A 23,094-nucleotide genomic window follows, 5' to 3' on the forward strand; every position below is an offset into this window, starting at 1 on the left:
TCGGCACAATAACGGGTTTAGCCAAAAATCCCGGCGTTCTCGGCTTTGGCACAAAAAGTGCATTCGAAAAAACCGAGACGAATTTTTAAACCACTACCTATCACAGGAGATTCTTGAATGGCAAAGACCGTCGCTGACGTCATGAACATGGTCAAGGAAAACGAAGTCAAGTTCGTTGACTTCCGTTTTACCGACACCCGGGGCAAACAGCACCACACCACGGTGCCCGTGTCTCATTTTGATGAGAATAAATTCACCGACGGCCATGCATTTGACGGTTCGTCCATCGCCGGCTGGAAGGGTATTGAAGCCTCGGACATGCAACTGATCCCCGATCCGAGTACGGCCAACATTGATCCGTTTTTTGAGGAAACGACGCTGATCATGACGTGCGACGTGATCGAACCGACGGACGGCAAGGCCTATGAGCGTGATCCTCGCTCCATCGCCAAGCGCGCAGAAGCCTATCTGAAGTCCACCGGCCTGGCCGACACCGCTTACTTCGGACCCGAGCCAGAATTTTTCATCTTCGACGGCGTGCGCTGGAGTACCGAGCCAAACCACAGCTTCTACGAGATCGAAGAATACGAAGCACCATGGAACACCGGCACCAAACTCGAAGGTGGCAACCGCGGGCACCGTCCCACTGTCAAAGGCGGCTACTTTCCCGTGCCTCCCGTGGACAGCACGCAGGACATGCGCGCTGAAATGTCCCTGATTCTTGAGTCGTTGGGCATTCCGGTCGAGGTGTTCCACCATGAAGTCGGCGGTGCTGGCCAAAACGAGATTGGCACGCGTTTCTCGACCCTAGTCGAGCGCGCTGACTGGACCATCCTGCAAAAGTATGTGGTGCACAACGTGGCCAATGCCTACGGCAAGACCGCCACCTTCATGCCCAAGCCCTACGCTGGCGACAACGGCTCTGGCATGCATGTGCACCAGTCGGTCTGGAAAGACGGCAAAAACCTGTTTGCTGGCGACGGCTACGCCGGCCTGAGCGACTTTGCGCTGCATTACATCGGCGGCATCATCAAGCATGCCAAAGCCCTGAATGCCATCACCAACCCCGGAACCAACAGCTACCGCCGCCTGGTGCCGCACTTCGAGGCTCCGGTCAAGCTGGCTTACTCAGCCAAGAACCGCTCGGCGTCGATCCGCATTCCCTACGTGGCCAATCCCAAGGGCCGCCGCGTCGAAGCACGCTTCCCCGATCCGCTGATGAACCCTTACCTGGGTTTTGCGGCCCTGCTGATGGCCGGCATGGATGGCGTGGAAAACAAAATCCACCCGGGCGAAGCCGCCACCAAGGACCTCTACCATCTGCCGCCAGAAGAAGACAAGCTGGTGCCTACCGTCTGCCATAGTCTGGACCAGGCGCTGGAAGAACTGGACAAGGACCGCGCATTCCTGACCAAGGGCGGTGTGTTCACCGACAGCATGCTCGATGCCTACATCGAATTGAAGATGGGCGAAGTCAACCGCACCCGCGTTGAAGTCTCCCCGGTCGAATTCGACATGTACTACTCGCTGTAAAAAGCGTCAATCCCACCTGCATCCCTGAAGCAGGCGGCCCGGTAAAAAGGATGGTTTGCGCCATCCTTTTTTCATGGCGGCATGGGTTTGACACTTGCATGATTTTGTATTCTTGACGCTTTGCAGCATACTCATTGCGTTTGCAGGCCAATGCGAGATCAGGCGCTAAGGCGCAGACAGTGCCGATGCACCGCAAGGCGAAGCAACAACCTGTCGGATTGATTTGAAATTGGAATCACAGGCAATTTCTGCATCCACCCTGCAACCAACTGCAAGCGCTTTTAGACGCTGTAATCCTTCCATGAAAATTCTCTGTTCCCTGTCCATTTTTTCCATGCTGCTAATCGGTGCAGGCCCCAACGCCTGGGCACAACAGATTTACCGCTGCGTTGGCGCCGGTGCCGGCGCGCCTGAATACATCAACAACGTCAAGGATGCGCAATCGCGCAACTGCACTGTGGTTTCCGGCGGCAATGTCACGGTGGTGCAGGGCACGCCAGTGCCGAAGGCGCCAGCGCGCGTGGCCACCACCCCTGCGCCGGCCAATTCGCGTGCGGACAGCAGCCCCGACCAGCGGGCGCGCGACAGCGATTCACGCATCATCCTGGAGTCGGAGCTCAGGAAATCTGAAGCCCGGCTGGCTGAACTGGAAAAGGAATACAAGAATGGCGAGCCCGACAAGCAAGGCATCGAGGGGCGCAACTACCAGCGTTACCTTGACCGTGTCAGTGACATGAAAGACAGCATTGCGCGCAGCCAGAGCGACATTGCCGGCCTGAAGCGCGAAATTTCCCGCTTGCCAGCGTCAAATTAAGCGGGATAGCGCCGCTTATGGATGAAAATAAGGCTTTTTGAAAAAGCCATCCATCCCCACCTTTTTGTCATCCTTCCCGGATTCGGGAACCCTGCGCTTCCAGGCCTTTGACCTGCTGGCTACCTTGGTTGCGGTGGTTCGCACCAACGGCTGCGTGGTGTTTGCCAATGCCGCGCTCGAAGACGCCCTGGGCACCTCGCGCCGCACTATCGAAGGCTCTCAGCTGCCTGAATGCTTCACCGAGCCACACATCCTCAAGCATGCGCTGGAAGGCGCCGGCAGCAATGAATTTGCCGCCCTGCGCTATGACGCCTGGCTGCGCCGCCTGAACCACGAGCCCATGCCGGTGCATGTCGTGGTGGCCCAGACCGACACACCCGGAGAAGCCATCGTGGAAATGCTGCCGCTGGAGCAGCAGGCCAAGCAGGACCGCGAAGAACGCCTGATTGACCAGGCGCAGGCCAACAAGGAGTTGATCCGCAACCTGGCGCACGAGATCAAGAACCCGCTGGGCGGCATTCGCGGCGCGGCGCAACTGTTGCAAATGGAAATCGGCAAGGACCTGACCGAATACACGCAGGTGATCATTCACGAAGCCGATCGTCTGCAGTCACTGGTGGACCGCCTGCTGGCCCCGCACCGCCGGCCGCACCTGGTGGGCGACGTGAACATCCACGAGGTTTGCGAGCGCGTGCGTTCGCTCATTCTGGTCGAGTTTCCCAAGGGCCTGCGGGTGGTGCGCGACTACGACACGTCGATTCCCGAATTTCGCGGAGACCGCGAGCAGCTGATTCAAGCCGTGCTGAACATTGCCCACAATGCGGCCCAGGAACTGGCGCAGCACATCACGGCAGGCAACGCCACCATCACTTTCAGGACGCGGGTGGCGCGGCAAATAACTTTTGGCAAGAAACGCTATCGACTGGCACTGGAATTGCATGTGATTGACAATGGGCCGGGTGTTCCGGACTCCATCAAAGACCGTATTTTCTATCCCCTGGTTTCAGGGCGTGAAGGCGGTTCGGGGCTGGGGCTGACACTGGCGCAAACCTTTGTCCAGCAACACCACGGCTTGATTGAGTGCGAAAGCCGGCCTGGCCACACAGACTTCAAGCTGCTGATACCACTGCCCTGAAGTCTGCTGTCTTTCATCAAAGATAACCACGCTCCAAGCAAAGGGACCCCCAAGCATGAAACCGATCTGGATTGTTGACGATGACCAGTCCATCCGGTTTGTTCTGGAAAAAGCGCTGCTGCGCGAAGGCCTGCCCACGCGCAGCTTCACCAATCCACGCGAAGTCCTGGCCGCCCTTGACGTTGCCACCGAAAGCGATGGACCGCAAATACTGGTCAGCGACATCCGAATGCCCGGCGGCTCGGGCCTGGACCTTCTGGAAAAAGTCAAGGCCAAACTGCCCGGCCTGCCGGTCATCATCATGACGGCCTTTTCCGACCTGGACAGCGCTGTGTCTGCCTTCCAGGGCGGGGCGTTCGAATACCTGCCCAAGCCGTTCGACCTGCACAAGGCCGTGGAGCTGATCCGCCGCGCTGTCGAGGAAAGCCAGCGCGAGGAAGTGGCCGAAGAGCGCATGGCCGCCGCGCCTGAAATGCTGGGACAGGCGCCAGCCATGCAGGACGTGTTCCGCGCCATCGGCCGGCTCAGCCAGAGCATGGTCACAGTCATGATCACAGGCGAATCCGGGTCGGGCAAGGAACTGGTGGCACGCGCACTGCACAAGCATTCGCCACGCGCCAACGGACCGTTCATCGCCATCAACACCGCCGCCATCCCCAAGGATTTGCTGGAAAGCGAGTTGTTCGGCCATGAGCGTGGCGCCTTCACCGGCGCGCAGACGCTGCGCCGTGGCCGTTTCGAACAGGCTGACGGGGGAACGCTGTTCCTCGATGAAATCGGCGATATGCCGTTTGACCTGCAGACCCGGCTGTTGCGCGTCCTCAGCGATGGAAATTTCTACCGCGTCGGCGGGCACAACGCCGTCAAGACCAATGTGCGCGTGATCGCCGCAACGCACCAGGACCTCGAGCAGCGCGTGAAGGACGGAGGTTTTCGCGAAGACCTGTTTCACCGCCTGAACGTGATTCGCCTGCGTCTGCCCGCGTTGCGCGAGCGGCGGGAAGATGTGTTCATGCTGACGCGCCACTTCCTTCAGCAAAGCGCCAAGCAACTCGGCGTCGAACCCAAGCGCATTTCGGAGGCGGCATTGCAGCAGCTGAGCCTGTTTGGTTTTCCAGGCAATGTGCGGCAATTGGAAAACATCTGCCACTGGCTGACTGTCATGGCACCGGCCCAGGTGGTCGAGCCAAAGGACTTGCCCCCCGAAGTCCTTAGCTCGACGCTGGCGTGGAAGTCCGGTGCGCGGCCATCTGAAAGAATTGACTTGCCCCTGGAGGAATCGACCAGAGATGCCGACAGGCCCGCTGCCACCGTGTATCCGTACGACTCACCAGCGCTTCCCGCGCAGGCGGCAAGCGCAACCGGATCCGAGAACTGCGCACTGCCATCGGCATGGGAAACCGGACTGCAAGCCGAAGCGCTGGCCTTGCTGGTGTCAGGGCGCAGCGATGTCTGGGATGTGCTGACGCGCCGCTTTGAATCCCGTTTGATCATGACCGCGCTGGCCAACACGAACGGCCGACGCATCGAGGCGGCGCACAAGCTGGGCATTGGCCGCAATACCATCACGCGCAAGATACAGGAATTGAATCTTGAGTGAATAAGGGTGTTTGCGCAGGACGGGCAAGCGATAGCAGCTATATTTTCAATAGCAAGCTAAATTTTCCAACATCGAGTGGATGCCACGGAGCCGGTCTTTTTTCCGTTCCCGCTCCAATGTTCCTGCCTGCTGGCCAATGGCGCGCAAGCGATTGGATCAATTGCTTTTGTTCAAGCCCTTTTGAGGGCTGAAAGAAATTCTTGCGCCAGCACATCGGTCAGCGCTGCATTCTGGTTGGTGGCGGATTGCACCAGAACAATGTGCCTCTGCTCAGAGGCCTGTGCAATTTCGATGACCTGGAGCTTGGGGTCCGCCAGCCAGCGGCTGCCGTTGAGAAGCGGAAGAATCGACACACCCAGGTCCGAACGGATGAGCTCCACTATGGTTTCTATGGAATTGAGTTCCAGGAATTCGTTGGGCTTGATGCGCAGCTTTCGCAACGTACGCTCAACGATCTGCCCGGTCAGCTCCGTGCGGTCAAAGCGAAGCAAAGGGTGAGTCTTCAAGACATACTGCACTGTCTTTTCGTTCATCTTTCGGGGGCAGACCAACACCATGGGCTCCGAATAGAGGGCGGTCCAGGCCAAGCCAGACCCGCTTTGTCCGGGGTCACGAACCACCACAGCCGCATCGAGTTCCCCCGAGCCGACCTTGGCCAGCAATTCAATGGACTTGGCAGCGCTGACGTGCAGGTCCAGCGAGGGATGGCGCTCCCTGACCGCCAGGCAGGCCTGCACCAGCGGCCGGACGGTTGAGACAACAGCGCCAAGGTTCACCGTTCCGGACAAGGCCTCGGTCCCTGCGGCACTCAACAGTTTTTCATACTGGGCAATGAGGTGCTTGATCTTTGGAAGCAACTCCCGACCCGTGCCGTTCAGCGTGATGACCTTGCCCCGCCGCTCAAACAGCGGCCGGCGCATTTCGCCTTCCAGCACACGCATCTGCAAGCCGACGGCGGCCTGCGTCAGCGCCACCTTGAGTGCCGCCGCCGCGAAAGAGCCTTCGGTTGCCACCGCGACGAATGTTTTGAGGAGGCGAATACTGGTCATTAGGGGGGATTTTCAAATACATTTAAAAACTTCAGAGTAAAGGTTTTCTTTAGCCTGAAGAGAAAATATCTCGATTGATTTTTTTATTGATGGTTCGATAATTATTGCTACCACCTGTGTCGCACAGCTTGCTCCCGAGGATACATACATGAAATTTTTCTTTACAGTGTTTTTGTCTGCCTGTGCTGCCATGGGCGGGTCGTGGGCACATGCACAAGGCTACCCGGACAGGCCGGTGCGCATCATGATTCCGTTTCCACCGGGCGGTGCGACGGACACGCTGGCGCGCGTGGTGTCTCTGAAAATGGGCAAGACCCTGGGCCAGACCATCATTGTCGAGAACCGAGCGGGCGCGACCGGGGCCATTGGGTCGGACGCGATTGCCAAGGCGGCGCCGGATGGCTACAACCTTTTGCTGGCGACCTCATCGACCCATGCCATCGCGCCCGCCATCAACTCGCGTCTGCCCTACGACGCGGCACGCGACTTCACACCCATCGCGCAGTTGGGCAGCGCTGCCGCCATCCTGCTGGTGCCAAACAATTCGCCCGCCAAGACCGTGCAAAACCTGGTCGATATTGCACACAAGAGTCCGGGCCGTCTCAACTATGGCTCCAGCGGCAAGGGCTCGTACTCGCATCTGGTGGCCGCCATATTCCAGGCCAGGACCAACACGTTCATGACGCATATTCCTTACAAGGGAACAGCGGCGGTGATTCCCGACATGATTGGCGGCAGCATCGACTTCATGTTTGAATCGATCCCGGTGGCTTTGCCGCGCGTGCGCGAAGGACAGCTGCGGGCGCTGGGCGTGACGTCTCCAAAACGAACCCCGCTGGCACCAGAGTTTCCGGCCATTGCCGAAACGGTGCCGGGCTTTGAATCCCTTGTCTGGTACGGACTGTATGGCCCCAAGGGCTTGCCGGACGAGATTCTCCAGCGCATCAACGCCGCTGCCAACCAGGCGCTTGACGATCCAGAGGTCAAAGCCCAATTCAGCCGGCTCGGAATTGATCCGGCCGGGGGCACGCCGCAACAGTTCACGCAAATGGTGGCTGCTGATTTGGCACGGTGGAAGCGTATTGCGACTGATCTGAAGGTAACGCTGGAATAAAACCTATCCAACCTGCGCTGCTCAAATCCATATCCAAATGCATTCAGAAAACCACAGTTGCAAGTTGAAAACCCTCGTCGTTTGCAAGCATTAGTGGGTTTTTCCTAAATTAACTGAAACGCTGCGCTTATGCTTTTGCGCCGCAAAAGTCTTGCTGTAACGACTTCATGCTTGACGTTTCGGCAATTTTGATATTTTCGCCAGCTCTTTTATCCCTTTATCCAGGATCTATTCACATGCGTTTTCTCTCCAACTGCCTTCGTCTGCTGGGAGCCGCCTCGCTCATTGCCGCATCCTCAAGCGCTCAGGCCCAAACCTGGCCTGAACGGCCGGTGCGGCTTGTGGTGCCGTTTCCTGCGGGTGGCGCTACCGACCTGGTGGCACGGGTCATCGCGCAGCGCGTGTCAAAAGACCTGGGCCAGCAGTTCATCGTTGACAACAAGTCCGGTGCGGGCGGCACCATCGGAACGGCCGAGGCTGCAAAAGCAGTAGCCGATGGGTACACGCTGCTGTTGACAACCAGCAGCACCCACGCTATTTCACCCCACCTGATGCCACGTCTGCCTTATGACGCCGTCAAGGATTTCACGCCCGTTGCGCATCTGGCCGACGCCGCGAGCGTGGTGCTCGTCACGCCGTCGCTGCCCGTCAAAACGGTTGCCGAACTGATCGACTATGCCAAAAAGCATCCCGGCCAGCTCAACTACGCCAGCAGCGGCAACGGCACCATCGTGCACTTGACCACCGAAGCCTTCAAGGCCCAGGCGGGCGTGTTCATCACCCACGTACCCTACAAGGGCACGGCTCTGGCCATTCCCGATGTGATTGCCGGCTCGGTGCAGGTGCTGATCGATGCCATTCCCTCAGGCATGCCGCATGTCAGGAGCGGGCGTCTGCGTGCGCTGGCAGTCACTGGCGACAAGCGCTCGACCCTGGCGCCCGAGTTGCCGACCGTGGCCGAGGCCGGTCTGCCGGGTTTTTCTTCAATCACTTGGTTTGGGCTGTATGCACCGCGCAATCTGAAGCCCGACCTGCTGGCACGTGTGCATGAAGCCTTCGAAAAAGCCTCCCACGCGCCTGACGTGGTGGAAAGCCTGGCCAAACTCGGCGTGGAACCCGCGCCATTGGGTTCACCCGCACAGTTCGCCGCCATGGTGTCGGCTGACAGCCAGCGCTGGGCGCGCATCATTCGCGACCGCAACATCAAACTGGAATGAAAGAAAACCCCATGAACGCTTCATCTTCCCTGGACTTCACCAATCCCTATCCTTCGGCCCGTTCTGCGGTGCTGGGGCGCAATGTGGTCAGTACCTCGCAGCCCCTGGCCGCACAGGCCGGCCTGCGCATGCTGCTGGCCGGTGGCAATGCGGTGGATGCTGCCATTGCCACGGCCATGGCATTGACCGTTGTTGAACCGACCGGCTGCGGCCTGGGCAGCGACGGGTTTGCTATTGTCTGGGACGGCAAGGAACTGCATGGCCTGAACGCCTCGGGCCGCTCGCCAGCGGCCTGGTCTGCCGACCGCTTTTCAGGCCGCGATGCCATGCCGGACAAAGGTTGGGACGCTGTCACCGTGCCTGGGGCGGTGTCTGCCTGGAGCGCGCTTTCGCGCCGTTTCGGACGTCTGCCATTCACCCACCTGGCCCAGCCCGCCATCGACTACGCGCGCAACGGTTTTGCGGTGTCGCCGATCATTTCGCATTTGTGGGCAATGGGCGGCGCGCGGCTGGGCGACCAGCCCGGTTTTGCCGACTGCTTTCTGCCCGGTGGCCGCGCCCCTCGTGCTGGCGAGGTGTTTCGCAGCGAAGCCCATGCCAGCACGCTCGAAGCCATTGCCGAAAGCCATGGCGAGTCGTTTTACCGGGGCGCGCTGGCCCGGCAAATTGCCGCCCATGCGCGGGCGCATGGCGGCGCATTGACCGAGGACGACCTGGCCAACCACAAGACCGACTGGTGCGGCACGCTGGCGCAGCCTTTTGCCGGTTCAGTGGTGCACGAGCTGCCACCCAACGGGCAGGGCATTGCCACCCTGATGGCGCTGGGCATGCTGCAAGCCCTGGGCATTGGCAACCAGCCGCTTGACCATGTCGACACGGTACACCTGTCGATCGAAGCGATGAAGCTCGCGCTGGCAGACCTGTACCAGTACAACGCGGACATTGATGCCATGCAGATCGCGCCCGGTGCGCTGCTCGACCCGGCCTACCTGGCCGAGCGCGCCAGCCTGATCGACCGCAACAAAGCCGGCGACCCGGGCCATGGTGCACCCAAGCCGGGTGGCACGGTTTATGTGGCAGCGGCGGACGCCTCGGGAATGATGGTGTCCTTCATCCAGTCCAACTACATGGGCTTTGGCTCGGGCATCGTCGTGCCCGGAACCGGTATCAGCCTGCAAAACCGGGGCCATGGGTTTTCACTGGCGCAAGGACATGCGAACCAGGTCGGATCTGCCAAGCGTCCGTCCCACACCATCATTCCGGCATTCGCCATGCATGCCGATGGCACGCCGCAAATGGCCTTTGGTGTGATGGGCGGGCCGATGCAGTCCCAAGGCCATCTGCAAATGGCCTTGCGCGTGCTGCACTACGGGCAAAATCCGCAGGCAGCCGCCGATGCACCGCGCTGGCGCGTGACCGGCGGGCGCCAGGTGGCGGTCGAGCCGGGCTTTGACGCCGGTGTGGTCAGTGAGCTGATCGTGCGCGGGCATGACGTCAAGGCCGAACCCGGCAACGGCGTGTTTGCCTTCGGCGGCGCGCAACTGGTGCTGAAGCAGCAGGGCGGTTACATCGCAGGCTCGGACCCGCGCAAGGACGGCCAGGCCGTGGCGTACTGAAGCAATGAACATTGAGCTGACCCTGATCGTCGAGCTGCTGGTGCTCGGCTGCATTTCCGGCTTCCTCGCCGGCCTGCTGGGCATTGGCGGCGGCATGCTGCTGGTGCCGGCCCTGACCTACCTTGCCACCGCGCAAGGTTTCCCGGTGGGCTATGTCGTCAAGATGGCGGTCGCCACGTCGCTGGCCACCATCTTGTTCACCTCGCTGGCCTCCGTGCGTGCGCACCACAAGCGCGGCGCGGTTCGCTGGGAAGTCGTCAAGCTGCTGGCGCCCGGCATTGTGGTGGGTTCGCTGCTGGGCGCGCAAATTGCCCGGCTGCTTTCGGCCAAGACGCTGGCGCTGGTGTTTGCCGTTTTCGTCACCTATTCGGCAGTGCAGATGTTCATCGACAAAAAGCCCAAGCCATCCCGGCAATTGCCAAAAGGCGCGGGCATGTTTGGCGCGGGTACGGTTATTGGCACGCTGTCGTCGCTGGTCGGAGCCGGCGGCGGTTTTATCTCGGTGCCCTTCATGGCCTGGTGCAATGTCGCCATTCACACCGCCGTGGCGACTTCATCGGCCCTGGGATTCCCGATTGCGCTGGCGGGCACCGTCGGCTACCTCATCGCCGGCTGGAACCTGCAAGGTGTGCCGGAGGGCAGCTTTGGCTACCTCTACCTGCCGGCTCTGGTGCTGGTCGTGGCGACGAGCGTGATTTTTGCGCCTTTGGGTGCCAGGGCCGCCCATACGCTCAATGTCAAGCAGCTCAAGCGCGCCTTTGCCTGCCTGTTGTTTGTGCTGGCCTCCTACATGGCCAGCAAGGGACTGGCTGCCTGACAGCGCTGGCTGAAATTATTGTAAAAAATAGCCAATAGCCAATAGCCAATAGCGCATGCTGCACAAGCGCTGGCAGCTACTGTTTTTATAGCGAAGCGAGCTCCACGACGACAGGCACATGGTCGCTGGGCCGCTCGTTCTTGCGCGGCAGCTTGTCAATCACGCAACTGGCTACCCGTGGCTTGAGCGGCTCGCTGACCAGGATGTGGTCAATCCGAAGGCCCCGGTTGCGGCGAAAAGCCATCTCGCGGTAGTCCCACCAGGAATAGCTTTTTTCCGGCTGGTCGAACATCCGGAACGCATCCGTCAGGCCGAGCTTGACCAGGGCCTGGAAATTGAGCCGCTCTTCGCTGGTGTGGTGAATGGTCTCGCGCAGGCCTTCAGGGTCATAAGTGTCGCGGTCGTCGGCGGTAATGTTGAAGTCGCCCAGCAGCACCAGGTTCGGGTGCTTGGCCAGTTCGTCCCGCAGCCAGTTTCGCAGTCCTTCCAGCCACTTCATCTTGTACTCGAACTTTTCGCTGCCCAGCGACTGGCCGTTGACGAAATACCCGTTGACCACGCGCACCTCGCCGCCGGGCATGTCTAGCGTGGCGGCAATGACGCGCGACTGCTCGTCGGTGAAGCCGGCGATGTTTTTCGCCACGTCACGCGCTGGCGTGCGGCTCAGGATGGCGACGCCGTTGTAGGTTTTCTGGCCAAACACGGCGCTCTGGTAGCCGGCGGCGTCAAGCGCGGCATGCGGAAACTTGTCGTCGCTGAGCTTGAGTTCCTGCAGGCAGAGAACATCAACCGGATTAGCCGCAAGCCAGTCGAGCACCTGCGGCAGGCGAACCGTCAGGGAATTGACATTCCAGGTGGCAATTTTCATGGGTTTTAGTGCTCCAGCGTAATCAGGATGGGCGAGAGTAGCTATTAAATGTGTAGCGCAGCCAATGCGCCCATCACCAGGCCTACACCGGCGAGGGCAAACATGCCATATTCCAGCCACTTCTTGCGCGTCAGCAGCGCAATGGCTGCCAGCGCAATCGAAACCTGCAGCACGGTGGTGGCCTGGGCCCAACGGTGGTGCTGGTGCATCTGTTCATCGGATGATTTTTCCCAGTTAGAGGATTCGGTTTCGAGTTTTTCAGCGCCTACCTTGATCTCGTTTTTTTCTTTTTCATAACGGTCAATCTTGACTTGGTAGCTTAACTTTTTGTCGTCAGGCGCCAGGTCGCGGGCAAATTCAGCCAGTGCCTGCTTGGTGCTTTTAGCCTGAAAAAAGCTCCACTGGTTGGCCGCTTCGGTCTTCTTGATGGCCGCGTTGTTTTTGTAGAGGCCAGCATTGGCCTGCGTGGCGCCGCCCTGGTATGAAAACAGCGCGCCCACGGTGGCGATGATGGCGGTGACGACCGCAATCTGCGCGATCATGCCACCGCTGTCATGGCCGCCCTGGGCCGCATGTTCGAGTTCGTGGTCGTGGGGGCCGTGTACGTGAAATCCTTGTCCTGACATATTGTTTCTCTGGGTATTTTTATAGGGGAAAAAACTGAATTTCAGCCACTGCTGTCGCCGAAGGGTCACGGATTAGATACTTCAGGTGACCATTTCCATGGCGTGCAGTTTCAGGTTGAGGCTAGCTGTCGTGTCAATTCAGCAGCGGGAATCTCGCGGCAGCCACTGGCGTTCTGTCCTGCCCAGAGCGTGGGGAAATCATCTCGACCGAGCTTTTCGGCAGCGGCTTTCAAGGGCATCAAGGCGGATGTTGCCAGCGGAAAAGCCGGCGGCGCGTCGCTCAGCGCGCCCAATTCGCGCATCAGCCGGTTGTACATGCCCCGCGCCGGGCGGCCGGTGATGAGGTTGGTGAGCGCGGTGTGTTCTGCCCGATCGCTTTGCAATGCAGCACGGTGCAGCGCCGTGGTGGTGGCTTCCGGGCACAGCAGGTAAGACGTGCCAACCTGCACGCCAGCAGCGCCCAATGCCAGTGCGGCTTTCACGCCCTGTGCGTCGGCAATGCCGCCGGCCGCGATCACCGGTACGCGCACGGCGCGCAGCACCTGCGGCAGCAGCGCCAGCGTGCCTACCTGCGTCGTCAGGTCGTCGCTCAAAAACAGTCCGCGATGGCCGCCGGCTTCCAGGCCTTGGGCAATGATCGCGTCGGCACCGTTCGCTTCCAGCCAGCGGGCTTCCGCGACGGTGGTGGCTGAAGCGATGACCTTTGCACCCCAGGACTTCACGCGTTGCACCAACGCTGGCGCAGGCAAGCCGAAATGAAAGCTAACAACCGGTGGCCTGAACGTCGCCAGCAACTCGGCATGTTCGCTGCTGAAAGGCGCCCGACCGCTGCCGGCTTGCACCGATGCGGGGTCAATGCCAAATTCAGCGTAGTAGGGCGCGAGCACGGCGCGCCATTTGGCCTCGCGGGCCGCATCAGGCGCGGAAGGCGTGTGGCAGAAGAAGTTGACGTTGTAGGGCCGTTGGGTCTGTGCGGTGATGGCTTGCAGCTCTGCGCGAAGCGACTCAATCGTCAGCATGGCGCAGGGCAATGAACCCATGCCACCAGCGTTCGACACGGCTATTGCCAGCGCGCTGGCCTGCACACCCGCCATGGGCGCCTGAATGACGGGCAGCTCAATGCCGAAAAATTCCTGGATGTTCATGCACCGGTCTTTTCAAACGTGACGAAGCTGAAGGGCAAGCCGTTGCTTGACACATGCGCTTCACGCGCTGTTTCCTGCCATGCGTCACTCAATGGCGGCGCAAACGCATCGCCCTCAAAGTCCTGGGCGATTTCGGTCGCTTCAATCCGCAAGGCCAGCGGCTCGGCCTGGGCATAGATTTGCGCGCCGCCGATGATCCAGACTTCTTCGAACGTGCTGCACTGCGCCAGCGCATCGCCCAGGCTGTTGGCAGGGTTCGCACCGGCTTCACGCCAGTCCGGCTGCCGCGTGATGACCACATTGGTCCGGCCGGGCAGGGGACGAAACCGGGGTGGCAGCGAATCCCACGTCTTGCGGCCCATGATGACCGGCCAGCCCTGCGTCAGACGCTTGAAATGCGCCAGGTCTTCGGGCAGGTGCCAGGGCATGGCGTTGTTCTGCCCAATCACGCCATTGGCGGCGCGGGCGTAAATCAGGTTGATGCGGGGCGTCGCGGCCATGTTCATCAAACCGCCACCGGCGCCTTGATGGCCGGGTGGTGCTGGTAGTCGAGGAATTCGAAGTCCTCGAACTGGTAATCGAAGATTGAATCCGGCTTGCGCCTGATGTTCAGCGTCGGATAAGCAAACGGCGCGCGGCCGAGTTGGAGCTCAACCTGCTCGGCGTGGTTGCTGTAGATATGGCAGTCGCCGCCGGTCCAGATGAAGTCGCCGACCTCAAGGTCACACTGCTGCGCCACCATGTGCGTGAGCAGCGCGTAGCTGGCGATATTGAACGGCACGCCGAGGAAGATGTCGGCGCTGCGCTGGTAGAGCTGGCAGCTGAGCCGGCCCTTGCCGCCGGCTTCAAGGGCGGGCGCGACATAGAACTGGAACAGCGCGTGGCAGGGCATCAGCGCCATCTTGTCCAACTCGGCGACGTTCCAGGCGCTGACGATAATGCGGCGCGAGTCCGGGTTGGTTTTCAGGGTCTTGATGACTTCGGCGATCTGGTCGATGTGGCCGCCGTCCGGCGTGGGCCAGCTGCGCCACTGGACGCCGTAGACCGGCCCCAAGTCGCCGTCCGGGCGCGCCCATTCGTTCCAGATCGTCACGCCGCGTTCAAGCAGCCAGTGATTGCTGCTCGAACCCGTCAGGAACCAGAGCAGTTCCTGGATGATGGACTTGACATGGACCTTCTTGGTGGTGACCAGTGGAAAGCCTTCGTTCAAATCGAAGCGCATCTGGTGGCCAAACACGCTTTTCGTGCCGGTGCCGGTGCGGTCGGCCTTGTGGACGCCTTGCGTGTCCACCAAGCGCATGAGGTCTTCGTATTGGGAGCGTGTGGGGCGGGTCATGGAGAAAAACCGGAGTGGTGAGATTTCAAACGGTGGTTTGAATTGATAGAGCGGAGTACTTGCAGGCAAGACGTGTCGACGAAAATTCAATTATGCCCGCCGCCTGCGGCTTCAGAGCTTGACGATGCGACCCGGATTCATGATGTTCTGCGGGTCCAGTCCCTTTTTGATGGCGTGCATCATCGACAGGGCAACAGCTGATTTGTAAAGCGGCAGCTTGTCGGTTTTCAGGCTGCCGACGCCGTGCTCGGCAGAAATCGAGCCGTCGAACCGGGCCACCGAGTCGTACACCAGCGTGTTGACTTCGTCCTCGTGGTCGTGCAAAAAAGCTTTGGCATCGCCGCCTTCGGGTGCCTGCACGTTGTAGTGCAGGTTGCCGTCGCCCAGATGGCCGAAGTTGACCAGCCGCACGCCGTCGATGCGCTGGCGCAGCAGCGCATCAGTCACCTCAACGAACTCGGGAATGCGCGAAACGGCAATCGAGATGTCGTGCTTGACGTTCAGGCCTTCCTCGGCCTGCGCCAGCGGAATGCTTTCGCGGATGTGCCATAAAGCTTTGGCCTGCGACAGGTTTTCAGCCACCACGGCGTCCAGCACGCAACCTTGGTCGAAAGCCGTTTCCAGCAGTTGCTCGAAGCGTTCGCGCGCATGCGCTTCGGATTCACTGTCGGAATTTTCAAGCAGTACGCAATAAGGCATGGCCACGCTCCCAACAGCTGGTGCATTGCTGCCATTCGATCCAGCTTGACTGGCGTTGGTGGCCGAAGCTTCAATAAAGGGCACTCGCAGCTGGGGAAAGTGCTTGTCCACCAGGCTCAGGGCAAACTGGCCCATCACTTCAAAACCGGTCAGTCCCGCGCCCAGGTGCTGGTGCGCCAGGCCGAGCAGCGTGACGGCCGCTTCCATCGAAGGCAGGCCGGCCCACGCGGTCAGCCGGGCGGCGGGCTGCGGATACAGCTTGAGCGTGGCGGCGGTGATGATGCCCAGCGTGCCTTCGCTGCCGACGAACAAGTCGCGCAGGTCATAACCGGTGTTGTCCTTGCGCAGGCCCGACAGGCCATGCCAGATCTCACCCTGCGCATTGACCACTTCCAGACCCAAACACAGGTCGCGCGCATTGCCGTAGCGCAGCACCTGCGTGCCGCCGGCATTGGTCGCCAGGTTGCCGCCAATGGTGCAGCTGCCTTCGGCGGCCAGGCTCAATGGGAACAGGAAGCCGGCTTTTTCAGCCGTTTGTTGCAGGTTTTGCAGGATGCAGCCAGATTCGACGGTGATGGTGAGGTTGGCCGCGTCAATGGCGCGCACCGCGTTCATGCGCTGCAGGCTGAGCACCACCTGCCTTCCGGATTCGTCAGGCACTGAACCGACCGCCAGGCCGGTGTTGCCGCCCTGCGGCACCAGGCTGGTGCCAGCGGCTGCACAGGCCTTGACGATGTCCGCCACCTCTTGCACGCTGGCCGGGCGTACCACGGCCAATGCCTTGCCCTGCGCGCGCTTGCGCCAGTCCTGGGTGTAGGCGCTCAGGTCGCCGTCATACAAAACATGCGGCGCACCGGTGATCTGGCGCAGGGTATCGAGAAGTTCGGCTTGTGTGGTCATGGTGCGGTGTCGTTGGCAAGGGCGGCAGAAGGCAGGTTTTTGAAGCGCAAGCGCACATGCTGCGCGCAGGCAATGAACAGCAGCAGGCACAGCAGCACTTCCACCATGGCCAGGTAATTGCCCGGCGCGCGGTCGCTCCAGGCGCGCACCACGCCTTCGGTGAAGTAGAGCCAGACCATCAGGCTGACCCAGCGGTAGGTGTACATGCGGTTTTTCCAGATGCCGGCCAGTGGAATCACCAGCGGCAGCACTTTGAGCGCCAGCAGCGAGCCGCCCGGGCGTATCGGCGCGAGCCACATTTCCCAGGCCAGGCCCAGCACAATCAGGCCGCTCAGGCTGCCCAGGGCCAGCAGGCGGGTTATTTCAATTTGGTTTGCTTTGTTCATCTTGGGTCTTTGAGGGCAGTGGCATGATACCGGGGATGAAATTTCCGCCCTGGCTTGAGGCCTTGCTTGCCGACCTGTCCCATTTTCCGTGGCGCGACACCGCCATCACGCTGCGCAACCGCTTCCGTGAAGACCGCATGGGGCTGACCGCCAGCAGCCTGACCTTCACCACGTCGATTGCGCTGGTGCCTTTTTTCACCGTGGCGCTGGCCGTCTTCACCGCCTTCCCGATGTTTTCCACGCTCCAGGCGGCGCTGCAGGCCTGGCTGGTCAGGAGCCTGATTCCCGACAACATCTCGCGCCAGGTGCTGGGCTACCTGACGCAGTTCAGTGGCCAGGCCAGCAAGCTGGGCGGCGCCGGCCTGGCGGTGCTGCTGGTGACGGCGATTGCGCTGATCCTGACCATCGACCGCACGCTGAACAGCATTTGGCGCGTGCGCAAGCCTCGGCCGCTGGCGCAGCGGGTGCTGATTTACTGGGCGGCCATCACGCTCGGACCGCTGGTGCTGGGGGCCAGCCTGGCGGTGACGTCGTATGTGGTGTCGGCTTCCAGCGGCCTGGTTGGCGTTTTGCCGTTCAGCGTGCGCTTCGTGCTGGATGTGGCACAGTTTTTCCTGGTGGCCGGCGGCATGGCGGCGTTGTACCGTTATGTCCCCAACACCTATGTCAAATGGGGCCATGCCTTTGCCGGCGGCCTGTTCGTCGCGGCAGGAATTGAAATCGGCAAGAAAGTCCTGGGCGCCTACATGACAGCGGTGCCCACCTATTCCATGGTCTATGGGGCCTTTGCGGCGTTGCCGATCTTGCTGGTGTGGATCTATGTCTCCTGGGTGATCGTGCTGATGGGCGCCGTGATCAGTGCCTACCTGCCCAGCCTTCTGGCAGGCGTCACGCGCCGCGGCAGTGCCCATGGCTGGCAGTTCCAGCTGGCGATTGAAATCCTGCAAATGCTGGACAAAGCGCGAATCACCGCACGCATGGGTGTCAGCGCCTCGCAACTGGCCGAGATGCTGGAGTTGGATGTCCTGCAATTCGAGCCGGTGCTTGAAACGCTGGTGGAGATGGACTGGATTGGCCAGCTCAACGACGCAGAAGGCAACGCAGAGTCACGCTATGTGCTGCTGGCCGATCCGGAAACCACGCAGCTGGAGCCGCTGATGCAGCAATTGCTGCTCGACCGCGCACCCTCGGTTCATAAATTATGGGAAAAAGCCGGCTGGCGCACGCTGCTACTGCGTGATTCGCTATGAAAAAATGAGCAACCAGATTCAACGCATGAACGATCCATCCGTCACCCAGCCTATGCCAACCACCGGCGTGACCTGGGTTGTCTGCCTGTGCGCCGACTGGTGCGGGCTGTGCCGCGACTATGAAGCGGTTTTCGCGAACATGGCGGCGCGCTACCCCGCGTTGCGCTTTGCCTGGCTGGATATTGAAGACCAGTCCGACCTGGTGGGCGACCTCGACGTGGAAACCTTCCCGACGGTGCTGATGGCCGATGCGCAGGGCACGCGGTTTTTCGGCCCCCTGACGCCGCAGGCCAACACCCTGGCGCGGCTGCTCGATTCGCTGCAAAGCGCCAGCCTGCAAGCGGCGCCGCTGACGCCCGCGACACGGCAACTGCTCGATGCCCTGCAAGCGGCGCCCGGACACTGGGTCACGCCTGCAAACGTGTAAACCAAGGTAAGGCTGTTCTCCAATTGGCAGCAGGCCTTGCACCGGGCCGGGTGCAGTGCTAAACCCCATATAGCAAATCTGCTCACGCAACTGATCCGGCGCAATGGCCGGTTTTGGCCCTTGTTGTTGTTGTTGTTGTTGTGTGCTGAGCGCATTGCGCCAGAACCCAAGGAAGGACACTGCCATGAAAAACCTGCAATCGGCGCAAATCGATGCGCTCAAGAAAGACGTTCAGGGAACGGTCATTGCCGCCGGCGACGCGGCCTACGACAGCGCCCGCCAAATCTGGAACGCGATGGTGGACAAGCATCCCGCCGCCATCGTCCAGTGCGCCACGACCGGGGATGTGGTTTACGCGGTGAATTTTGCAAGGGAGCACCAGGTTCCGCTGGCGGTTCGCGGCGGGGGACACAACATTGCCGGCAGCGCGCTGCGCGACGACGCCATCGTCATCGACCTGTCGAAGATGAAGGCCGTGCAGGTCGATGCCGGCGCCCGCCGCGCCAGCGTCGAAGGTGGCGCCACACTGGCCGATTTCGATGCCGCCGCCCAGGCCCATGGCCTGGCGACGCCGCTGGGCATCAACTCCACCACCGGCGTTGCTGGCCTGACGCTGGGCGGCGGCTTCGGCTGGCTCAGCCGCCAGTACGGCATGACGGTTGACAACCTGGAGTCCGCCGAAGTCGTGACGGCCGCCGGCGACGTGCTGCGCGCCAGCGCCAGCCAAAACACTGACCTGTTCTGGGCGCTGCGCGGCGGCAGCGGCAATTTCGGCGTCGTGACACGCTTTGAGTTCCGCCTGCACCCGGTTGGCCCCGAGGTGCTGGCCGGGCTGATCGTCTATCCGTTTTCGCAAGCCAAATCAGTGCTGCAGCAGTACCGTGCGTTCATGGACCAGGCTCCTGACGATGTTTCCGTCTGGACCGTGCTGCGCAAGGCGCCGCCGCTGCCCTTCCTGCCGGAAAGCGTTCATGGCCAGAAAGTGGTCGTACTGGCACTGCTCTACACCGGCGACCCCTCGCAGGGCGAGGCGCTGGTCAAGCCGCTGCACGGCTTTGGCACGCCGCTTGGCACGCATGTTGGCGCCATGCCCTATGTGAACTGGCAACAGGCCTTCGACCCCTTGCTCACGCCCGGCGCGCGCAACTACTGGAAATCGCACAATTTCTCGGCGCTGGAAGACGGTCTGTTCGATGCCGTCATCGAGTACGTCGCAAAGCTGCCGTCGCCACAGTGCGAGATATTTTTCGGCGCCATCGGCGGCGCGACCATGCGCCCCGCGCCCGATGCCACAGCCTACGCGCACCGCGACGCACGTTTCGTCATGAATGTCCACGGCCGCTGGGATGACCCGGCCGATGACGCCGCGGGCATTCGTTGGGCGCGCGAGTATTTCAAGGCCTCGGCACCGTTTGCCAGCGGCGGCGTGTACGTCAATTTCCTGACCGACGACGAGGGCGAGCGTGTGAAAGCCGCGTATGGACCCAACTACGGCCGGCTGGCGCAAATCAAGCGCCAGTACGACCCGGCCAACCTGTTCAGTTCCAACCAGAACATCATGCCCGCCTGAGCGCAACCCTGGCGCTTGCAGGCGCCGGGCGCGTCTAGAAAATACATGCAGGTTTGTCACGAGGGCCGGCGTTTCGGGACCGCCGCCGACCCGCGAATGCCGGAGGTCTCGCCGACAGGAAGAAAAACCATGAAAACCTATATCGCCCTTTGCCATTTCACCGACCAGGGGATGCGCAGCGTGAAGGACACCACGAAGCGCGCCGATGCCGTGATGGAACTGGCAAAAAAATTTGGCGCCAGCATGCGCCAGCTCTACTGGACGTCGGGCCAGTATGACCTGGTGGCGGTCATCGAAGCCGAGGACGAGGAATCCGCCAACGCCTTCGGCCTGAGCATAGGCGCCGCCGGCAACATCCGCGCCGAGATGCTGCGGGCGTTTTCCAAGGACGACATGAACGTCATTCTGGGCAAGATGGCCTGAGGCACGCTGGCAGGCCGTCAAAAACCTGTTTTATGCATTAAAAAAGCCTTTTTGCGCATGTCAAGCAAGCCTTTTTAGCTATTTTATTTATAGCAAAAATCCTTGTTTCTCCATCGGTCAGCAGGGCCGTTCACGCTTGGCGTGTATGCCGCGCGCGGTGCCGCGTGACGTCCGGGCTGCGCAGTGCCGCATGCTTGGTGGTCCGGCCCGCCATGCGTTCACGCCACATCTTGAACGACGAGCGCTTGAGCTGGCGGCGCATCAGGGCAATGACGGCCGACTCGTTCAAACCAAACTGCACTTCGATGGATTCGAAGGGCGTGCGGTCTTCCCATGCCATTTCAATGATGCGGGAGATGTCCGCCGCGTCGGGCGGCAGGGGACGGGATGGTGTCATGTTCATGTTTTTAAAAAGTCACGAATGGCAAACAATGTCGCATCCGGCGCTTCGGTCATCTGGTGATGGCCGACCGGCAGGTTTGTGACCTGAACCGACTTGCCCGACGCACGGGCGGCTTTGACCAAGCCCTGCGCGGCTTTGGGCTGCGTCATCTGGTCGTGTTCTCCAAGCAAAAACAGCACCGGGCAGGTGATGGCCTGAATCGCGGCCTCGCCGTTGGCATAACTGTCGCAGGCCTTGAAGCCCCGGTGGAACACGTTGACTTGGCGGTTGCTGGCCAGCACGCGGCGGCCCAGCGCCATGCTCGCGCCATAAACCCAGGTGCCCGGACCCAATGCCGACGGCGGCGGCGCCAGTGTGCTGCGCGAGAAAACGTTGACCAGCGCCAGCGCCTTCATCGGCTCGTTGAGCGACGCGTCCAGCAGCGCGGGCGACACCTTCATCGGAAACGCCGTGCCGACCAGCACCAGGTGGCTGATGCGGTCTTTTAGTCTGGACGCAGCTTCCAGCGCAATCAGCGAACCCCAGCTGTGGCCCACCAGCGCGGCATGCTGCACGCCGGCCGCATCGAGCAGCGCGGCAATGAAACCGGCAGCGTCCTCGACGCAAGAGGGCGCTTCGCCTTCACTGCGGCTGTGGCCCGGCAGGTCGACGGCCAGCACGTTCCAGCCGTGGTGCGCCAGGTAGCGGCTTTGCAGGCTCCAGACGCTGTGGTCGTTCAGCACGCCGTGAATGAAAACCACCGTGGGCTGCGCTGCATCGAAAGGCTTGCCGCCGGTGTAGCAATAGGTTGTGGCGCCGTTGACAAGGAGGTCCATGCTCAAGCCCCGGCTTTCTCGGCCACTTTCAAGGCGCGCTTGAGGTCATCGATCAGGTCGTCCGGGTCTTCCAGGCCGATGGACAGGCGAATCGTTCCCTGCGTGATGCCGGCGCCCGCCAGCGCCTCGCCCGTCATGCGGAAATGCGTGGTGCTGGCCGGGTGGATCACTAGGCTGCGGCAGTCGCCGACGTTGGCCAGGTGGCTGAAGACCTTCAGCGCCTCGACAAACGCCTTGCCCTGGGCGCGGCTGCCCTTCAGGTCAAAGCTGAACACCGAACCGGCGCCGCGCGGCAACAGTTTTTGCGCCAGCGAATGGCTGGGGTGCGACTCCAGCAGCGGATGACCGACGCGCGAGACGAAGGGATGGCTGGCCAGGAAAGCCACCACCTTTTCGGTGTTGCTCATGTGGCGTGCCATGCGCAGCGGCAGGGTTTCAATGCCCTGCAAGATCAGCCAGGCCGTGTGCGGGCTCATGCAGGCGCCAAAGTCGCGCAGGCCTTCGCGGCGGGCGCGCAGCAAAAAGGCGCCTACGGTGCTTTCCTCGCTGAACACCATGTTGTGAAAGCCGTCATAGGCCTGGGTCAGTTCGGCGAACTTGCCGGACCGGTCCCAGTCGAAGCTGCCTCCATCGACCACCAGCCCGCCAATCACCGTGCCGTGGCCGCTGAGGAACTTGGTCGCCGAGTGGTACACCAGGTCGGCGCCGTGGTCGAACGGCTTGATCAGCCAGGGCGAGGTCAGCGTCGAATCGACCAGCAGCGGCACCCGCGCTTCATGGGCCATGGCCGCCACGGTGGCGATGTCCAGCACCTCCAGGCCCGGATTGCCGACGGTTTCGCCAAAAAACAGCTTGGTGTTGGGCCGTACAGCCGCGCGCCAGCCGTCGATGTCGCCGGGCTTGACAAAGGTGGTGTCGATGCCGAAGCGGCGCAGCGTGTAGTGCAGCAGGTTCTGGCTGCCACCGTACAGCGCTGTGCTGGCGACGATGTGGGAACCCGCACCCATCAGCGTGGCAATGCTCAGGTGCAGCGCCGCCTGGCCGCTGGCCGTGGCAATGGCGCCAATGCCGCCTTCGAGTGCCGCGATGCGTTCCTCCAGCACCGCGTTGGTCGGGTTGCTGATGCGCGAATAGACATGGCCGGCGCGCTCCAGGTTAAAGAGGCTGGCAGCGTGGTCGCTGGATTCAAAGACGAAGGACGTGGTCAGGTGGATCGGCACGGCGCGAGCGCCTGTGGCCGGATCGGGCGCGGCGCCTGCGTGCAGTGCCAAGGTGTCGAAACCGGGGTCTGAGTAACCGGGCATGAATAAAATCTCCAGTGCAAAAAAGCTGATTTTTCAAACGCACCCGG

23 protein-coding genes are annotated in these 23,094 nt (G+C 61.3%); 12 read left to right on the plus strand and 11 right to left on the minus strand.

Annotated features, from left to right (window positions below; genetic code table 11):
* Nucleotides 1-117 precede the first annotated feature (117 nt).
* From glnA to ntrC, 4 genes are all read left to right on the plus strand, one after another.
* A complete protein-coding gene (gene glnA / locus IWX87_RS12285) occupies nt 118-1,533 on the plus strand; it encodes a type I glutamate--ammonia ligase (RefSeq protein WP_196863811.1) in 1,416 nt (471 codons plus the stop codon).
* 301 nt (nt 1,534-1,834) lie between these two features.
* Nucleotides 1,835-2,347, plus strand: coding sequence for a hypothetical protein (locus IWX87_RS12290; protein ID WP_196863812.1), 513 nt, complete (start codon nt 1,835-1,837; stop codon nt 2,345-2,347).
* Nucleotides 2,348-2,411: 64 nt separating this feature from the next.
* Nucleotides 2,412-3,482 (plus strand): nitrogen regulation protein NR(II), encoded by a 1,071-nt coding sequence (gene glnL / locus IWX87_RS12295; protein WP_231374769.1) that lies wholly within the window; start codon nt 2,412-2,414, stop codon nt 3,480-3,482.
* Between the two features lie 55 nt (nt 3,483-3,537).
* On the plus strand, nt 3,538-5,082 hold the full coding sequence (gene ntrC / locus IWX87_RS12300) for a nitrogen regulation protein NR(I) (protein ID WP_196863814.1): 1,545 nt from the start codon (nt 3,538-3,540) through the stop codon (nt 5,080-5,082).
* 170 nt (nt 5,083-5,252) lie between these two features.
* Here the strand turns inward: ntrC and IWX87_RS12305 are convergent, their stop codons facing one another.
* Entirely contained in the window at nt 5,253-6,131 is an 879-nt protein-coding gene (locus IWX87_RS12305; protein WP_196863815.1) for a LysR family transcriptional regulator, read from the minus strand.
* Nucleotides 6,132-6,279: 148 nt separating this feature from the next.
* On the opposite strand from IWX87_RS12305, the gene IWX87_RS12310 reads away from it, so the two are divergent.
* The 4 genes from IWX87_RS12310 to IWX87_RS12325 all read left to right on the plus strand — a co-directional run bounded on the left by IWX87_RS12310 (nt 6,280) and on the right by IWX87_RS12325 (nt 10,895).
* Nucleotides 6,280-7,245, plus strand: a complete 966-nt coding sequence (locus IWX87_RS12310; RefSeq protein WP_196863816.1) for a tripartite tricarboxylate transporter substrate binding protein — start codon at nt 6,280-6,282, stop codon at nt 7,243-7,245.
* A gap of 236 nt (nt 7,246-7,481) precedes the next feature.
* Nucleotides 7,482-8,462, plus strand: a complete 981-nt coding sequence (locus IWX87_RS12315; protein ID WP_196863817.1) for a tripartite tricarboxylate transporter substrate binding protein — start codon at nt 7,482-7,484, stop codon at nt 8,460-8,462.
* 11 nt (nt 8,463-8,473) lie between these two features.
* Nucleotides 8,474-10,078 carry a gamma-glutamyltransferase family protein gene (locus IWX87_RS12320; protein ID WP_196863818.1) on the plus strand — a complete coding sequence of 535 codons (1,605 nt, stop codon included), beginning with the start codon at nt 8,474-8,476 and terminating at the stop codon, nt 10,076-10,078.
* A 4-nt stretch (nt 10,079-10,082) separates the two neighbouring features.
* A complete protein-coding gene (locus IWX87_RS12325; protein WP_196863819.1) occupies nt 10,083-10,895 on the plus strand; it encodes a sulfite exporter TauE/SafE family protein in 813 nt (270 codons plus the stop codon).
* Between the two features lie 85 nt (nt 10,896-10,980).
* Here the strand turns inward: IWX87_RS12325 and xth are convergent, their stop codons facing one another.
* From xth to IWX87_RS12360, 7 genes are all read right to left on the minus strand, one after another.
* Nucleotides 10,981-11,763 carry an exodeoxyribonuclease III gene (xth, locus tag IWX87_RS12330; protein ID WP_196863820.1) on the minus strand — a complete coding sequence of 261 codons (783 nt, stop codon included), beginning with the start codon at nt 11,761-11,763 and terminating at the stop codon, nt 10,981-10,983.
* Nucleotides 11,764-11,807: 44 nt separating this feature from the next.
* On the minus strand, nt 11,808-12,389 hold the full coding sequence (locus IWX87_RS12335) for a DUF4337 domain-containing protein (protein WP_196863821.1): 582 nt from the start codon (nt 12,387-12,389) through the stop codon (nt 11,808-11,810).
* Nucleotides 12,390-12,499: 110 nt separating this feature from the next.
* Nucleotides 12,500-13,534, minus strand: a complete 1,035-nt coding sequence (locus IWX87_RS12340) for a nitronate monooxygenase family protein (protein ID WP_196863822.1) — start codon at nt 13,532-13,534, stop codon at nt 12,500-12,502.
* On the minus strand, nt 13,531-14,034 hold the full coding sequence (locus IWX87_RS12345) for a dihydrofolate reductase (RefSeq protein ID WP_370583880.1): 504 nt from the start codon (nt 14,032-14,034) through the stop codon (nt 13,531-13,533). The genes IWX87_RS12340 and IWX87_RS12345 overlap by 4 nt, the downstream gene beginning before the upstream one ends.
* Before the next feature lie 5 nt (nt 14,035-14,039).
* A complete protein-coding gene (locus IWX87_RS12350) occupies nt 14,040-14,870 on the minus strand; it encodes a thymidylate synthase (RefSeq protein WP_196863824.1) in 831 nt (276 codons plus the stop codon).
* A gap of 111 nt (nt 14,871-14,981) precedes the next feature.
* On the minus strand, nt 14,982-16,469 hold the full coding sequence (locus IWX87_RS12355) for an FAD-binding oxidoreductase (RefSeq protein ID WP_196863825.1): 1,488 nt from the start codon (nt 16,467-16,469) through the stop codon (nt 14,982-14,984).
* Nucleotides 16,466-16,855 carry a DUF2069 domain-containing protein gene (locus IWX87_RS12360; RefSeq protein ID WP_196863826.1) on the minus strand — a complete coding sequence of 130 codons (390 nt, stop codon included), beginning with the start codon at nt 16,853-16,855 and terminating at the stop codon, nt 16,466-16,468. Before IWX87_RS12360 ends, IWX87_RS12355 begins: the two co-directional genes overlap by 4 nt.
* Before the next feature lie 35 nt (nt 16,856-16,890).
* Here IWX87_RS12360 and IWX87_RS12365 point away from each other — a divergent pair, with 35 nt between their 5' ends.
* From IWX87_RS12365 to IWX87_RS12380, 4 genes are all read left to right on the plus strand, one after another.
* Nucleotides 16,891-18,105 carry a YihY family inner membrane protein gene (locus tag IWX87_RS12365; RefSeq protein ID WP_196863827.1) on the plus strand — a complete coding sequence of 405 codons (1,215 nt, stop codon included), beginning with the start codon at nt 16,891-16,893 and terminating at the stop codon, nt 18,103-18,105.
* 25 nt (nt 18,106-18,130) lie between these two features.
* Nucleotides 18,131-18,532: a thioredoxin family protein gene (locus IWX87_RS12370; protein WP_196863828.1), complete on the plus strand. Its 402-nt coding sequence runs from the start codon at nt 18,131-18,133 to the stop codon at nt 18,530-18,532.
* 184 nt (nt 18,533-18,716) lie between these two features.
* Nucleotides 18,717-20,102 (plus strand): FAD-binding oxidoreductase, encoded by a 1,386-nt coding sequence (locus IWX87_RS12375; protein WP_196863829.1) that lies wholly within the window; start codon nt 18,717-18,719, stop codon nt 20,100-20,102.
* A gap of 129 nt (nt 20,103-20,231) precedes the next feature.
* Nucleotides 20,232-20,525: a GYD domain-containing protein gene (locus tag IWX87_RS12380; RefSeq protein WP_196863830.1), complete on the plus strand. Its 294-nt coding sequence runs from the start codon at nt 20,232-20,234 to the stop codon at nt 20,523-20,525.
* Between the two features lie 130 nt (nt 20,526-20,655).
* Here IWX87_RS12380 and IWX87_RS12385 read toward each other — a convergent pair whose 3' ends face one another.
* Genes IWX87_RS12385 through IWX87_RS12395 form a run of 3 tightly spaced genes read right to left on the minus strand, consistent with a single transcriptional unit; the run spans nt 20,656 to nt 23,047 of the window.
* Nucleotides 20,656-20,922, minus strand: coding sequence for a TIGR03643 family protein (locus IWX87_RS12385; protein WP_196863831.1), 267 nt, complete (start codon nt 20,920-20,922; stop codon nt 20,656-20,658).
* Between the two features lie 2 nt (nt 20,923-20,924).
* On the minus strand, nt 20,925-21,743 hold the full coding sequence (locus IWX87_RS12390; RefSeq protein ID WP_196863832.1) for an alpha/beta fold hydrolase: 819 nt from the start codon (nt 21,741-21,743) through the stop codon (nt 20,925-20,927).
* Between the two features lie 2 nt (nt 21,744-21,745).
* Nucleotides 21,746-23,047: an O-acetylhomoserine aminocarboxypropyltransferase gene (locus tag IWX87_RS12395; protein WP_196863833.1), complete on the minus strand. Its 1,302-nt coding sequence runs from the start codon at nt 23,045-23,047 to the stop codon at nt 21,746-21,748.
* Nucleotides 23,048-23,094 lie beyond the last annotated feature (47 nt).

The organism is Polaromonas sp. CG_9.7, assembly GCF_015752205.1.
Lineage (GTDB): Bacteria > Pseudomonadota > Gammaproteobacteria > Burkholderiales > Burkholderiaceae_C > Polaromonas.

What these genes read in the sequence shown, in the direction of transcription:
- IWX87_RS12325 (WP_196863819.1), top strand. Translation starts at nt 10,083, where the DNA reads ATGAACATTGAGCTGACCCTGATCGTCGAGCTGCTGGTGCTCGGCTGC.
- IWX87_RS12335 (WP_196863821.1), bottom strand. Translation starts at nt 12,389, where the DNA reads ATGTCAGGACAAGGATTTCACGTACACGGCCCCCACGACCACGAACTC.
- IWX87_RS12320 (WP_196863818.1), top strand. Translation starts at nt 8,474, where the DNA reads ATGAACGCTTCATCTTCCCTGGACTTCACCAATCCCTATCCTTCGGCC.
- ntrC (WP_196863814.1), top strand. Translation starts at nt 3,538, where the DNA reads ATGAAACCGATCTGGATTGTTGACGATGACCAGTCCATCCGGTTTGTT.
- glnA (WP_196863811.1), top strand. Translation starts at nt 118, where the DNA reads ATGGCAAAGACCGTCGCTGACGTCATGAACATGGTCAAGGAAAACGAA.
- xth (WP_196863820.1), bottom strand. Translation starts at nt 11,763, where the DNA reads ATGAAAATTGCCACCTGGAATGTCAATTCCCTGACGGTTCGCCTGCCG.
- IWX87_RS12340 (WP_196863822.1), bottom strand. Translation starts at nt 13,534, where the DNA reads ATGAACATCCAGGAATTTTTCGGCATTGAGCTGCCCGTCATTCAGGCG.
- IWX87_RS12310 (WP_196863816.1), top strand. Translation starts at nt 6,280, where the DNA reads ATGAAATTTTTCTTTACAGTGTTTTTGTCTGCCTGTGCTGCCATGGGC.
- IWX87_RS12355 (WP_196863825.1), bottom strand. Translation starts at nt 16,469, where the DNA reads ATGACCACACAAGCCGAACTTCTCGATACCCTGCGCCAGATCACCGGT.
- IWX87_RS12385 (WP_196863831.1), bottom strand. Translation starts at nt 20,922, where the DNA reads ATGACACCATCCCGTCCCCTGCCGCCCGACGCGGCGGACATCTCCCGC.
- IWX87_RS12305 (WP_196863815.1), bottom strand. Translation starts at nt 6,131, where the DNA reads ATGACCAGTATTCGCCTCCTCAAAACATTCGTCGCGGTGGCAACCGAA.
- IWX87_RS12350 (WP_196863824.1), bottom strand. Translation starts at nt 14,870, where the DNA reads ATGACCCGCCCCACACGCTCCCAATACGAAGACCTCATGCGCTTGGTG.
- IWX87_RS12290 (WP_196863812.1), top strand. Translation starts at nt 1,835, where the DNA reads ATGAAAATTCTCTGTTCCCTGTCCATTTTTTCCATGCTGCTAATCGGT.
- IWX87_RS12370 (WP_196863828.1), top strand. Translation starts at nt 18,131, where the DNA reads ATGAACGATCCATCCGTCACCCAGCCTATGCCAACCACCGGCGTGACC.
- IWX87_RS12360 (WP_196863826.1), bottom strand. Translation starts at nt 16,855, where the DNA reads ATGAACAAAGCAAACCAAATTGAAATAACCCGCCTGCTGGCCCTGGGC.
- IWX87_RS12395 (WP_196863833.1), bottom strand. Translation starts at nt 23,047, where the DNA reads ATGCCCGGTTACTCAGACCCCGGTTTCGACACCTTGGCACTGCACGCA.
- IWX87_RS12345 (WP_370583880.1), bottom strand. Translation starts at nt 14,034, where the DNA reads ATGGCCGCGACGCCCCGCATCAACCTGATTTACGCCCGCGCCGCCAAT.
- IWX87_RS12380 (WP_196863830.1), top strand. Translation starts at nt 20,232, where the DNA reads ATGAAAACCTATATCGCCCTTTGCCATTTCACCGACCAGGGGATGCGC.
- IWX87_RS12390 (WP_196863832.1), bottom strand. Translation starts at nt 21,743, where the DNA reads ATGGACCTCCTTGTCAACGGCGCCACAACCTATTGCTACACCGGCGGC.
- IWX87_RS12375 (WP_196863829.1), top strand. Translation starts at nt 18,717, where the DNA reads ATGAAAAACCTGCAATCGGCGCAAATCGATGCGCTCAAGAAAGACGTT.
- IWX87_RS12365 (WP_196863827.1), top strand. Translation starts at nt 16,891, where the DNA reads ATGAAATTTCCGCCCTGGCTTGAGGCCTTGCTTGCCGACCTGTCCCAT.
- IWX87_RS12315 (WP_196863817.1), top strand. Translation starts at nt 7,482, where the DNA reads ATGCGTTTTCTCTCCAACTGCCTTCGTCTGCTGGGAGCCGCCTCGCTC.